This is a genomic window from Acinetobacter sp. YH12134, from assembly GCF_013418555.1.
GTDB classification, from domain to species: Bacteria; Pseudomonadota; Gammaproteobacteria; order Pseudomonadales; family Moraxellaceae; genus Acinetobacter; species Acinetobacter indicus.
On record NZ_VPBT01000023.1, the window covers coordinates 35,770 to 49,554 of the forward strand.

Sequence of the window (13,785 nt, forward strand, 5' to 3'; positions counted from 1 at the left end):
ACCAGCCTCTTAGCGAAGTTTCTTACCAAAGCCCAGAATATCGAGTGGGAAAGACAGACCTAAAGACACATCCGGTGCATCTTCTGTCAAACCAATACCAACAGTACCATTGACAATCGTTTCAGGAGAAACGCGCACCCCTAAAGAAATGGCCAGGGTAGAACTGGTCTGATCGGCCGGAGAATAGCTTTCGCCGGTGTGATAGAGGAATTCAGCGCCAGTATTAAAACTCTGCTGATACGACATGGTCATTGAAACATCGTAGTTAAAGGAATAGGCAAAACCAAAGGCGAAACCACCACTAATGCCCGGCTCAAATTCCTCAATAATACGTGGGCCACGAACTTGGTTTAAGCCCGACTCTTTAAAACCATAATTGGCGGAGACCGAAGCGAATAACACCACTGGGTCGATATATTTACGCGTACTGGCTCCAATCCCTGCAGAATAATAGCCCTTACCGGTCGCAAGTTCGGTGGTGCTATTAATTTCATACGGACTATCACCGGTTTTGGTAGAAAGATTTCCGAATAAAATTAGTGGCAAACGGCCGGCTTTTAAAGGGAAAGGTTCCCAGCGTGCGCCTAAAGAAATATCTCCCAGACCCGCGGTATTCGCATCTTTTAATTGATCGGTCTTAGCCACCAAAGGTAAAGAGGCGGTTAAGGTCAGGTTATCCAATAATCCATATTGAACGGTGAAAGTATTGGTCAATGCATGCGATGCATTTTCCTGAACACGTAACTGATAGATTTGGCCTTGCGCCATTTCCATATCAATTTGCGTATCACGATAATAGGTATAATCAATATCGTAATAAGATGAGATATTGCCTTTTTTGATTAAGGAATATTGGCGTTCATTGGAGGTAAAGACTTCTTCCAGATTGGCTTCTTTGGTAGCATCCCCTTCCTGCTGCTGTAACGCAGTTGATGCAGCCTGCTCAGCACTCGGTGCAGTCGCTGTTGCTGTTTCAATATTGGCCTCAGCAACTGCTTCAGTGCTAACTTCTTCAGGGCTTGAGTTTTCTGCTGGAGCTGTGGCTTCTGACGCAAGCTGCTGCTCTTCTACTGTTTCATCTTGTCCTAATTGTGGCTCTTCTGCAGCATAAGCAGCTGCGCCCCAGACCATTTGGATACTGATGGCCAATACGGTTTTATTCATCCATTTAGATTTCATCTTCTTCCCTTCCAATTTTTAATTTTTTTTCGTTTTTAAAGTAAATATTTACTTACTTTTATAATAGAGTCTTAAAAAGTTGTACTGATGTTCGCCGAAATTCTCTGACTCAGGATTCATGTTTCGTTCTAAACGAATGGTCGAGGCTTTATCGGCAATTTTGTCCATATAGAATTGTGGATATTGAATATTGACAAAGGCATGATGGTTAACAGTGGCATCTTCAACATGGCGCATATCACTATCCTGTAAAGCCAAGAAGTCTTTACGATATTCAGGCGCCACATTAATCAGGAACAAGGTATTGTTTTCCCACACCTCTTTAAAACGCTGCTCATCAAAACTGATATTCCCCAGTGCCGGGTCGGCCACATAGACCCGGCCATCCTTATAGGCCTTATACACCACAAAATGCTTAAAACCGGCATAGGAAATCGGCACAATTGCGGGCTGGCCCTGCTTGACCAGATCTGAAAATTCCCCACGATAGCCGCCACTTTCCATGCCCAATGCAGCAACAAAACGTTTCATATCCAGCAAAGAGAAACTACGCCGTTCAATAATGCGCTCATATTCCCCATAACGTAGCAAACCACTCATGGTCTGCTGCTCTGTCAATCGGGTTCCGACATAACCATTTAACAGCGTGGTTAAAGCGGCCGATCCACAGCTATAGTCATAAGCCTGACGTACAATGCCCCGGAATTGATCTTGTAAAGCAGGTTGAATACGTACAGGCTCACGATGCATACGGGTAAAAGAAGAATTGCGGGAATCCAGTGTCTCCGTATAGCGTACGGTTTCCGGATGTTGTTCCTTTAAGTCGAAGGCTTGTGTGGCAGCGTAATACATCAATGCCGAGCCTAATGCGATCTCTAACATAATTTTTTACTTTTCAAGTTCCAGGCAGCTCTGCCAGTTCATTTTTTATTTTTAGAGTAAGAACTCTACTTCCATGTATTTAGCAAGATACCTTTTTTTTAGAAAAAAAACAGTATTTTTTTATATTTTTGCCAACTTTTACAGTTTTTGTGTAAAAAAAAGCGCGTGAAAACACGCGCTTTTTCAATAGAAGACTTAGTGACCACGAATAGTGATAACCGCCCCCGGAAGATATTGACCAGCCGCTGGGCTGAAATAGGTTTGCATACCTTGAATTTCAACATCACCGATAGATGCAGCATCTCGGCTACCTAAATGAACACCTTGTACATAGTGATCTTTAGCACCACCATGGCTAATCATCTGGATATAACCTTTGTCATCCGGGTTGCTGACACTTGCCCCCATAACACGCACATCTTGTGTAATGGTTAAGTCATTAGCATCTGCATCGGCAATTTTAATACTTTCAATAAAGATCTCACCAGCTGCACGCTCAGCACTTGCTGTTGAGTTATCCAGAATACCCAAATTATTAATTTCAAGACCACCAATCATCGTAGTATTCAGTTTAATCATCGCCCCTTGTGGCGCAGCACCTAACTGGATATTGGCTGACATTGGGCCAGTTTTAAGCGATAAACCTGAAATAATCGCATTGTAGTTATTTTCGTCACCCCCACGGCGAAGTGCTGAGGTTGCGCTTGCGCTGCCTTGCACACCCGAAGCAGTTACACCAATCTCACCAATTTTAATATCCAGACCAGACACATCAGCTGCGATGTTAATAAAGGCTGTGTTACCACCACCTGCACCGGCATCAGAGTCAATTTTTAAATCTGCCAAGTTACGAGAGTCAAGTAGATAAACACCTCCATCATCATAGTTAGCACCAACGACGATACCAAAGTTTTCATTCGCATCACCAGCAATGCCATTCCCTTGAATAACAATCGCACCAGCATTATCAATGGTACCATTTAAACCATCATTATCATGGATAAAGAGCTTTTCAATTTCAATTTTTGAAATACCGATACCAATCGATAAACCATCTTGACCTGTGGTTGCGCTAAGTGCTGAATCATCCATTGCCTGCATTGCAAATGCATTTGCACTTAATGCCATTGAAGATACTAAAGCTAGTTTAGTAAATGTTTTCATATTTACTCTCCCAAGAGTATTATTTTTTTGATTGTTACCACTCTTGTGCAGCAGGCTGATTATTTGTTTTTAGCAACCTGCTACGTATTTCCTTGAGCGGCTGGATAGCACTAACAAAGTTATCCCCCTGTCAATTTTTGTTCAACTGCTATTGATCATATTTTTCAGCTTGCCGATAAACGGTCATAAGCATTTTCTTGGCGCAGAATCAGGTAAAATAGATATTTATTGTTGATTTTCTCCAAATTTATGGCCACCTCATCTTTCTACAAACAAGTACTTTGTGAATCACCCTATACCCCAGCAGAAATTTTAAAAGCGCTGGGTTCACTCTCACATCTTGTTTATTTAGAAAATAATGGCCAACCGATTATTGGCTTATCGGCAAAACATTACTACCTTATTCAACAAAATAAATGGCAGTATTTTAAGCAACACAGTTTTAATCATTATCTTGAAGAAACAGCAGCGCCTTCTTTAGATGACTTTTTGCAGGCAACTGCTTGTATTGGCGACAGTTATTTTAAAGGTGGGCTGATCGGTTTTATCAGCTACGATTATGCCGCCCAACAGCACATTCATACTCAAAGCAAAGCTCAACCGTGTTTATTTCTAGGACAATTTCACAGTTTTCTAACTCTGGAAAATGGGCACTGGTATTTCACCAGCGATGAGCAGCAAGCCGAATTTTTATTGACTTATATTCAAAATTTGTTGGCTCAAAAACAGGAGAATTCATTTAAATTAACTCAGGCCTGTACCGCACGCTGGAATAAAACTGAATATCAACAGGCCTTTAATCAAGTCCAGGATTATATTGTTGCAGGTGATTGTTATCAGATTAATTTAACCCAGGAATTTAAAGGTTCTGCGGAAGGATTATTATTAAATACCGCTGCAGATTTTTGGGCGCTAACCCATGCTCCTTATGCTGGTTATTTAAAAATAAATGACTTTGAATTACTTAGCTGTTCACCTGAATTATTTATTGATTTTCTGCCTCATCGGCAACTCCTCACCAAACCGATTAAAGGCACCATGCCACGCTATACAGATCCACGATTAGATGAACAATCTAAACAGACCTTAAAAAATTCTGAAAAAGATCAAGCTGAAAATGTGATGATCGTCGATTTACTGCGTAATGATCTGAGTGTCTATGCCGAAACCGGTTCAGTAAAAACGCCGAAGTTATTCAATATTGAATCATTTAAACAAGTACATCATATGGTGAGTGAAATCACCGCGACGTTAAAAGCAGAGATCAATCCACTAGATGTATTGCTGTCTGCACTTCCGGGCGGCTCGATTACTGGCGCCCCTAAAATTCGTGCCATGCAGATTATTGAAGAGCTGGAAGGCACACCACGCGGGGCCTATTGCGGATCAATGGGTTATTTTAATTTTGATGGTACCGGTTCCTGGAATATTCTGATTCGCTCAATTCAAAAATATCAACACGAAGTTTCGTTATGGGCCGGTGGTGGTATTACCATTGCCTCTGATTGTGATGCAGAATATCAGGAATGTTTTGATAAGGTTTCGGCGATGCTGGATTTACTCAATACCTGGTACACACCTGAATAAATAAAAAAGCGACTCAATTGAGTCGCTTTTTTATGAATCCCTCCCCTTGAGAACCATTGTTTCTCACCTTTTCTAGAGGGAAGAGTTCCCTCCTTTATCAAAGGAGGGTTAGGGTGGATTCACTTAAGCCAAAATCTCGTTTTTCAAAGTATCCACTAAACGCTGGTTTTGTTCATCGGTACCGATGGTGATCCGAAGGAATTGGTTAATCCGTGGCTTGTTAAAATAACGCACAATGATGCCACGTTCACGCAATTCAGCTGCCAATTCACCCGCGTCTTTACTTGGCAGTGAAGCAAAAATAAAGTTGGCACTCGATGGCAATACCTTAAAACCCAGCTCAGCCAGCTGAGCTACCAGTGTTTCGCGACTCGCAATCACTTTCTGGTTCTGCGCTTCAAAGTATTCCTGATCTTCAAACGATGCGACAGCTGCTGCAATCGCGAAACGATCCATTGGATAAGAGTTAAAGCTGTTTTTCACCGCTTCCAGCGCAGCAATTAAATGTGGCTGGGCAATCGCAAAACCGACCCGTAAACCAGCCAAAGAACGCGATTTAGATGTGGTTTGACATACCACTAAATTCTCGTATTTTTCCACCAGGCTGACCGCAGATTCGGCACCAAAGTCTACATAGGCCTCATCAATCACCACAACTGAGTTTGGATTGGCTTGAAGCACTTCCTCAATGGCAGCCAGGCCCATATCAATACTGGTTGGTGCATTCGGATTGGTAATAATAATGCCGCCATTTGGCTGCTTATAATCATCCACCACAATTTCAAAATTGTCATTTAGAGGGATGACCTGGGTATTAACCCCAAAAAACTGGCTATAGACCGGGTAGAAACTATAGGTAATATCCGGATACAACAGCGGCAGATCCTGAACAAAGAAGGCTTTAAAGATATGTGCCAGCACTTCATCAGAACCATTGCCGACAAAAACCTGCTCAACCGGCACCTGCTGCTGTTTGGCAATGGCCTGTTTTAACTCGGAGGCATCCGGGTCTGGATATAAACGCAACGCATCCGCAGAGTTTGCCAGTACCTTCTGCACCGCTTCCACCACTTTTGGCGATGGCGGATACGGGTTTTCATTGGTATTCAGTTTAAGTAAGTTCTGGATTTTCGGTTGTTCGCCCGGTACGTATGGTTCTAATTTACGTACTGCCGGACTCCAGAAACGCATTTGTTCTGCTGTGAAATTCATTTTTAAATTCTCAAAGTTCCCTCTCCTTTTAGGAGATGAGCAGCACTGCTGCACAAGGAGAGGTTTTATTTTCTTTATCCCCTCATCCCAACCTTCTCCCTGAGCCATATATGGCGCAAGAGAAGGGGCTTAAAATTATATGGGAAAGAGTCACATTAATTACTGATAACGATAACGTGCTGATCTCGCATGTGCATCCAGGTTCTCTTGCTGCGCCAATACATCCGCAGTTTTGGCCAGAGTTTTCACCCCTTCTTGCGAACACATGATCAGGCTAGAACGTTTCTGGAAATCATACACACCCAGCGGTGAGGAGAAACGCGCAGTACCTGAGGTTGGCAGCACGTGGTTTGGACCAGCACAGTAATCCCCAATCGCTTCAGGGGTATAACGTCCCATAAAGATTGCCCCGGCATGACGAATATCTTCTGCCATCACTTGCGGATCATCCATGCATAATTCCAGGTGTTCAGGTGCCACCTGATTAATTAACTCAATCGCTTCCTGACGATCCTTCACCAATACCAATGCACCACGGTTTTCAATCGAGGTACGGGCGATCTCAGCTTTTGGCAATGCTTCTAGGTGCTTTTCAATCCAGCCATCAACAGCATTCAATAATTCTTCATCTGGTGTAATGAATACTGCTTGTGCGACGGTATCGTGCTCGGCTTGTGACAATAAATCCATCGCCAACCACTCTGCATTATTCTCGCCTTCGGCATAAACTAAAATTTCCGAAGGTCCGGCGATCATATCAATACCGACTTGACCAAATACCGCACGTTTTGCTGCTGCGACAAAACGGTTACCTGGACCGGTAATTTTGTCGACCGATGGAATGGTTTCTGTACCATAGGCCAGCGCCGCGACCGCTTGTGCACCACCAATGGTAAACAGACGTGTCACGCCCGCTAAATAGGCCGCCGCCAGAACCAGTGGATTCAACTCACCATTCGGCGCCGGAACCACCATGATAATTTCAGGCACACCCGCGACATGCGCAGGAACAGCATTCATGAGTACTGAAGATGGATAAGACGCCAGACCACCCGGCACGTAAATGCCCACGCGGTCCAGTGGCGTGACTTTCTGACCCAAGGTATTGCCCAAGGCATCAACATAGGTCCAGCCATCCTGCTTTTGCGCCTGGTGGAATTCACGGATACGTGCTGCAGCCAGCTCCAGTGCCTCACGCACTTCAGTGTTTAATGCGTCAAAGGCAGCTTTAAGCTGTTCCTGGGTCAGTTCTAGATCTGAAAATTGATGCGCGGGATGTCGATCGAACTGCTGAGTTAATTTAAGAACATGAGCATCACCATGCTGACGGACATCAGCAATGATTTGGTCTACGGTTTTTAACAGTTCTGGATCACTCACTGTTTCAAAAGCCAACAAGTCAGCAAACACCTGCTTGAAGTTCTGATCTTGAGTCGATAAACGTCGCATCAATTTACCCACAAGGTTGATATGGAAAAGATTAGTTTACCTGTTTTCAAGGCTTTTGTGGGTATCAATCGCGCATTGGGCCACGGACTTTTATGGAAAATTACTTTTGCTCAAATTGAAGAAAAGTATTAACAGGACTGTTCTCATAGACCGCCATAAAAAACCGCTCTCAAGAGCGGTCTTTTATTTGAACAACTTACGCCTGTTTGGCCTGTTCACGATCAGCCACAGCCTGTTCTAGCTGGGCAATAATCGGATTTAACAACGCCTGTTTACGTTTAAAACTGGCTTTATTGACGATTAAACGGGAAGATACTTTACAGATTTCTTCCAGTGGTTCTAAACCATTGGCACGTAACGTATTTCCGGTATCGACCACATCGACAATGTAATCACCCAGGCCGACCAGCGGTGCCAGTTCCATCGAACCGTAAAGCTTGATCACATCAACCTGTTCACCCAGGCTGGCATAGTATTGACGGGTCAGGTTCACATATTTGGTCGCAATTTTTAAGCGGCCTTTTGGACGAACCATACCGACTTTACCCGCTGTCATCAGTTTACAGTTGGCAATTTTTAAATCTAATGGTTCATAGACATTTTGTGCGCCATGTTCCATCAAGACATCTTTACCTGCCACACCTAAATCTGCTGCGCCATTTTCCACATAGGTCGGCACATCAGAAGCACGTAAAATCAGAATACGCACCTGTTTATGGGTGGTTGGAAAAATTAACTTACGGGATTTTTCAGGATCTTCCAGCAAGTTAATGCCCGCTGTTTCCAGCAGCGGCAGTGTCTCTTTTAAAATACGTCCCTTACTTAATGCTAAAGTTAAACCATGATCAAAATTGCCCATTACGTCAAAGTTTGGATCATCGTTTCTCATATCGCTCATTAACTTACTCGCTTAATTTGGGCACCTAAACCTTGTAACTTCGCTTCGACATTTTCATAACCGCGATCAATATGATAAATACGGTCAATCAGTGTTTCCCCTTCAGCCGCCAGAGCTGCTAACACTAAAGAGAACGAAGCACGTAAATCTGTAGCCATGACAGGTGCTGCAGATAATTTTTCTACACCGGTTACCACAGCATCATTGCCTTCAACCTGAATATTGGCGCCCATACGTGCCAATTCAGGAACATGCATAAAACGGTTTTCAAAAATCGTTTCAGAGATGGTGGCAAAACCACGACCAACGGCATTCACCGCCATCAACTGGGCCTGCATATCGGTCGGGAAATCTGGATGTGGCAAAGTACGGAAGCTGACCGCTTTCGGACGTTTACCCATCATATCCAGTTCAATCCAGTCATCCCCACGGGTGACTTCTGCGCCCATCTCTTCAAATTTGTCTAGCACCGATTCCAGCAGGGCCGGATCGGTATGCGTGGTTTTAATCTTGCCACCAGTAATGGCTGCCGCCGCCAGATAGGAACCGGTTTCAATCCGGTCCGCCACTACCGCATATTCACAGCCGTGCAGACTTTCTACACCAGTTACCACCAAAGTATCGGTATCCAGGCCTTCGATTTTGGCACCCATCTTAATCAGCATTTGTGCCAGATCGGTGATTTCCGGTTCACGCGCAGCATTCCGGATGGTGGTGACACCATCCGCCAGCACGGCAGCCATCAAGATATTTTCAGTGCCGCCTACGGTTACCATATCAAAAACCACTTCGCCGCCTTTTAAGCGGCCATCGACTTTGGCATGTACATAGCCATTTTCGACCTGGATTTCTGCACCTAAAGCTTCTAAAGCTTTTAAATGCTGATCGACCGGACGCGAACCAATCGCACAGCCGCCCGGGAGTGATACTTGTGCACTGCCATAGCGCGCCAATAGCGGTCCAAGCACCAAAATAGACGCACGCATGGTTTTAACGAGCTCATACGGTGCAAACTGGTTGTTCAGGGTTGAGGTATCGGCCACCACAGTATCGCCTTCATAAGACATGGTGATACCGAGGCCCGCAATGAGTTTAACCAGTGTGTTTACATCTTTCAGATTAGGCACATTGGTCAGGGTAATAGGTGAGTCGGCCAGAATCATGGCAGCCAGTAATGGCAATGCTGCATTCTTTGCACCAGAAATGCGCACTTCACCTTCGAGCTTAATACCGCCCTGAATTAAAAATTTATCCATTAATTTATTAAGCTCCGAATAAGCTTGCTTTACGCCATTCTTCTTTGGTCATTGCTTTAATTGTTACCGCATGAACTTCACCGCTGGCGATCAAGGCATTAATCGGCGCATACACTGCCTGTTGGCGTGCAACAAGACGTTTGCCTTCAAACTGATCATCGACAATACGAAGATCAAATTTACCACCCTGCCCACTAACGACTACATCTGCCTCTGGAAAAGCAGCTTTTAAAATTTCAGCGAGCTGTTCATTATTCATCACAAGACCTCTTATAGGACCAACGGTGTAAAACCGGTCATTTTACTATAAATGAAAAAAATAATTCATTAGTCACATACATTATATATATAAAAAAAGAGGTTTTTTAAAAACCTCTTTTTGCCGATTGTTTCAGCTAAATCGCGACAGGCTGATAAACCAGCTGCATTTTGCGATGCTTGTCTAATTGGCGTTTTAATTTTTCTGACATTTTCTTAATCGATGTATACATATCATCAGCACAGGCCTGGGCAAACAGCTCCGTTCCAGGTAAACGGATAATCGCTTCTGCGATATGGTTGGCACTGCCTTTTTTAGAATGCTTATCGATCTGATGATCTTTACTGAGCTTCACCTGCATACTATTGACCTGATCCAGATGTTTGGTCATTTGCGCGAACTTTGCTTTTATATTTTCTTCAATTGCAGGTGTAATTGATAAATGATGGCCACGAATTGTTATTTGCATAATTCTATCCCTCACCTTCGTTAGGATTAGACGAGTCATCATCAAAATGATTCACGTACAGGACCAGAACTGCTGCTCAGTGATACCTTCATGCAATCATTTTGACTCATCCTCATAGAAAAAAAGATTCATTATGTTGTCATAATGAATCTCTAGAATAGGCAGATTTTCAAAACTAGATCAAGACTTTTCTTTCAGAAGAAGATGGAATATGTAAAGATTCGCGATATTTTGCAACCGTACGTCGCGCCACATCAATTCCCTCTTCTTTTAAAATATTGGCAATTGCGTTATCAGACAAAGGCTTACGTAAGTTCTCTTCAGCAATCAGTTTTTTGATCTTGGCACGAATCGCAGTTGACGATGCTTCACCACCCGATGTAGTGCCAACATGACTTGAAAAGAAATATTTCAACTCAAACAGGCCACGCGGGGTCAGCATATATTTATTGGTGGTCACGCGGGATACCGTAGATTCATGCAGCTCGACCTCTTCGGCAATATCGCGTAGCACCAAAGGTTTCATGCCTTCTGCGCCAATTTCCAGAAAAGTACGCTGATGCTCAACAATACAGGTTGCCACTTTCAGTAAGGTTTTATGCCGCTCATCAATACTCTTGATAAAGTTTTTGGCTTCCAGCATCTGATTGCGTAAATACTGATTGTCATCACTCTGATCGGCACGACGAATCATATTGGCATAAAACGAGTTAACCCGGAGCTTTGGCATGACATCCGGATTCAGCTGTACCTGCCAGCTGTCATTTTTTTTCATCACCACCACATCTGGAATCTGATAATCCGACTCTTTATCTTCAAACTCCATACCCGGATGCGGTTTCAAGGTTTTCAGCAACTCGACCGCACATTTCAGCTGATCGGTGTTTAAACCGGTCTGCTTGAGTAGTTTTGGAATTTCATTGCTGATTAATAACTCATAATGGGTCATCAGCTGCATAGCATCCTGACGGCATGGGGTATTCGCCGGAAGACTTTCCAGCTGAATCAACAGACATTCCGCCAGATGACGCGAGCCAACCCCCACCGGCTCCAGCCGTTGAATATGTTTCAACACCACCAGCACTTCATCGTCTTCGATGCTGTCTTCATACTCCATCGAATCGAGCAGATGCTGGACTGAAGCAGTAATCTCGCTGATATCGCTTTCCAGAAAGCCCTTATCATCCAGAGAATCAATAATGCAGTAAGCAATCAGCTGGTCAATTTTAGAAAAATGCAGCAGGTTAATCTGCTCCAGCATATGCTCTTTTAAACCCAGTACACCCTGACGGTTATCTTCACGCTCTTCATATTCTGGCGTACCTAAACTAGTCGGCTGATGGGTATAAACATCATCCCAGTCGGTATCGACCGGTAAATCATCTGGCAGATGATCGGCATTTAATTCATTGGTTAAATCTTTTTGATCACGATCTGTATCTGCCGCTGACAGACTCTCAACATCGGACTGTTCTTCAACTTTCTCTAATAATGGATTACTATCGAGCTGTAATTGAATTTCTTGCTCAAGTTCTAAACTTGATAATTGAAGTAAACGAATGGCCTGTTGCAACTGGGGTGTCAATGACAGGGAGTTGGCAACTTTTAATCCCACTGATAACTTCATACTACCCACCTTTTTCAATACCGCATTTTATAAGCAATTTTTATGCCTGTTTTAATTTTTATAGCATGATTTTATTAAAAAATATACAAAAAAATTTTCATAAAGAAAGGCCACCCGAGGTGACCTTCTGTAATTGCTGATAAATTTAGAACAATGCTTTTGGCAAACGGATCTGAATAATTTCATTATCATCGGCCAGATTGGCATTTCGCCCGCTTGAACCTGGAAAGTTATTATCATTCAGCACAGTAATCAGGTCTGGACCTTCAATGACAATATCTTCAATGGTCTGAAACGGAAAACCAAAACGCTCACCGGTCGCAATATCGCCCGCTCGCGCAGTGCCATAAAGTAAATCCGGATTGGCAATATCCATCAAATTGACCAGATCTTCTCTCTGCATATTCTGACCAGCGGTGCTGAGCGTGACTTTAATCAGCTTTTTATAGCCCAGCAGATCGTTTTCACTATCATCCCGTTCAATAATAATTCCTTCAGTCGGGCTATACAGCTGAAAATCACCAATCGCGGTGGCGCTAGTATGCAATGGAAAATAATAATATTTGCCTGTATAGGCTTTTTTTGCCAAATCAAATTCAGACACGATTAAACGATTAGAACTATCGTTCAGTAATGGCTTTTCCAACAGCGGATACAGATATTTTCCATCTTGAGAGATCGCCATGCCTTCAAAACCACCGCTACGCTGTACCAGTGGTTCAACAAAATTCAGCTGTTCTTTATTGAACTGATTCTGAGGTGAACGCAGCTCTTGCGCCGGATTCAGTGGATTCGGTAATGGAATTGGTGGACTCAGCAATATACCGTCGGCAGAAAAATGCAGTAAATAGGGTCCAAACTCATCCCCAATCCAGATCTCGCCATTCGGTGCACGCTGCATCGATTCCGGGTCAAAATCCGCCCCGGTTAACAAACGTTCGGCAGTATCTTGATGGACAATAGAAAAGGGAATGAGTTTATTCGGATCACGCAGCTGCACATAACTTAAATGCTTCACTTCAGTGTTAGTTGCTATTTTTGTTCTAAAGGTCGGTTGAATCACATGCAAACGCAGCAGATAGTCAGCCGAGTTATCTTGCGTGCCAAAACCATTGTCAGACATCACCAGATAAGTCCCATCATTATTTTTTAAAGCAGCCGAAAAACCTTGCACAGGCTGCCCAGAAAATGGCGGCAAAATTCCGTTTGCACCGGTCACATATGCACCGGAATCTGGTCCTTCTGCATAGGTGGCCACATCCAGTTTTGCAAAAGCCACCAAAGTTGGCTCATTGATCAAGGGTGTAGGCGTCACCTGCGTCTTTTCATCAGAATCATTACATCCGTTCAAGCCCAACACAACGGCCATAAAAAGGCCAATAGATCTTTTTTTCATAAAGTTTAAAAATAGCAATTGGGGAAACCATTCAAACAAGAAAAAATGACAGTGTTGGGATGATTCAGTGACAATTTAAAGACCGGTTTTTGCGACCGAATACTTGTCTTTCTATTTATTTGATCATGATGCTTAGGATCTGTTGACATTTCATAATGGTAGCCAAATAAAGATACAAGCTAAGGCAACAGAATTTTCATAGCTTTGCTTTAGCTTGTCATAGCGTGTGGCAATTCCTCTAAATTGCTTTAATCCATCAAAGGCATTCTCAATTAAATGCCTGATTTTATAAAAATACCAATCCACATGATCATTATTTGAAAGTGTATTGGACTTCTTGGGAATATTAGCTTGAGTTCCCGTTTTTTCTATCTGTTCTCTCAAGGATTCAGAGTCATAACCCTTAT

13 protein-coding genes are annotated in these 13,785 nt (G+C 43.3%); 1 reads left to right on the forward strand and 12 read right to left on the reverse strand.

Annotated elements, in window-relative coordinates:
• Window positions 1–9 precede the first annotated feature (9 nt).
• The 3 genes from FTU69_RS12330 to FTU69_RS12340 form a co-directional block, all read right to left on the reverse strand.
• Window positions 10–1,179, reverse strand: a complete 1,170-nt coding sequence (locus FTU69_RS12330) for a hypothetical protein (RefSeq protein ID WP_168383803.1) — start codon at window positions 1,177–1,179, stop codon at window positions 10–12.
• Window positions 1,180–1,227: 48 nt separating this feature from the next.
• Window positions 1,228–2,061, reverse strand: a complete 834-nt coding sequence (locus FTU69_RS12335; protein WP_045795549.1) for a C39 family peptidase — start codon at window positions 2,059–2,061, stop codon at window positions 1,228–1,230.
• A 195-nt stretch (window positions 2,062–2,256) separates the two neighbouring features.
• Window positions 2,257–3,225, reverse strand: coding sequence for a DUF6160 family protein (locus FTU69_RS12340; RefSeq protein ID WP_163145470.1), 969 nt, complete (start codon window positions 3,223–3,225; stop codon window positions 2,257–2,259).
• A gap of 249 nt (window positions 3,226–3,474) precedes the next feature.
• Between FTU69_RS12340 and FTU69_RS12345 the strand changes: the two genes are divergently transcribed.
• Window positions 3,475–4,812 (forward strand): anthranilate synthase component I family protein, encoded by a 1,338-nt coding sequence (locus tag FTU69_RS12345; RefSeq protein ID WP_180088645.1) that lies wholly within the window; start codon window positions 3,475–3,477, stop codon window positions 4,810–4,812.
• Between the two features lie 123 nt (window positions 4,813–4,935).
• On the opposite strand, the gene hisC is transcribed toward FTU69_RS12345, so the two are convergent.
• From hisC to FTU69_RS12390, 9 genes are all read right to left on the reverse strand, one after another.
• Entirely contained in the window at window positions 4,936–6,024 is a 1,089-nt protein-coding gene (gene hisC, locus FTU69_RS12350) for a histidinol-phosphate transaminase (RefSeq protein WP_180103963.1), read from the reverse strand.
• A gap of 159 nt (window positions 6,025–6,183) precedes the next feature.
• Window positions 6,184–7,485: a histidinol dehydrogenase gene (gene hisD / locus FTU69_RS12355; RefSeq protein WP_168370025.1), complete on the reverse strand. Its 1,302-nt coding sequence runs from the start codon at window positions 7,483–7,485 to the stop codon at window positions 6,184–6,186.
• A 184-nt stretch (window positions 7,486–7,669) separates the two neighbouring features.
• Window positions 7,670–8,371, reverse strand: a complete 702-nt coding sequence (gene hisG / locus FTU69_RS12360) for an ATP phosphoribosyltransferase (protein WP_005179926.1) — start codon at window positions 8,369–8,371, stop codon at window positions 7,670–7,672.
• Window positions 8,371–9,627, reverse strand: a complete 1,257-nt coding sequence (gene murA, locus FTU69_RS12365; protein WP_005179929.1) for a UDP-N-acetylglucosamine 1-carboxyvinyltransferase — start codon at window positions 9,625–9,627, stop codon at window positions 8,371–8,373. The genes hisG and murA overlap by 1 nt, the downstream gene beginning before the upstream one ends.
• Before the next feature lie 7 nt (window positions 9,628–9,634).
• On the reverse strand, window positions 9,635–9,886 hold the full coding sequence (ibaG, locus tag FTU69_RS12370) for a BolA family iron metabolism protein IbaG (protein ID WP_005179933.1): 252 nt from the start codon (window positions 9,884–9,886) through the stop codon (window positions 9,635–9,637).
• A 136-nt stretch (window positions 9,887–10,022) separates the two neighbouring features.
• Window positions 10,023–10,355 (reverse strand): ribosome hibernation-promoting factor, HPF/YfiA family, encoded by a 333-nt coding sequence (gene hpf, locus FTU69_RS12375; RefSeq protein ID WP_005179935.1) that lies wholly within the window; start codon window positions 10,353–10,355, stop codon window positions 10,023–10,025.
• A 175-nt stretch (window positions 10,356–10,530) separates the two neighbouring features.
• Window positions 10,531–11,982: an RNA polymerase factor sigma-54 gene (locus tag FTU69_RS12380; protein WP_168382171.1), complete on the reverse strand. Its 1,452-nt coding sequence runs from the start codon at window positions 11,980–11,982 to the stop codon at window positions 10,531–10,533.
• A 145-nt stretch (window positions 11,983–12,127) separates the two neighbouring features.
• Window positions 12,128–13,378 (reverse strand): esterase-like activity of phytase family protein, encoded by a 1,251-nt coding sequence (locus FTU69_RS12385; RefSeq protein ID WP_171501505.1) that lies wholly within the window; start codon window positions 13,376–13,378, stop codon window positions 12,128–12,130.
• 150 nt (window positions 13,379–13,528) lie between these two features.
• Window positions 13,529–13,785 (reverse strand): transposase (locus FTU69_RS12390; protein WP_180103964.1); only part of this gene is annotated, 257 nt, incomplete at its 5' end.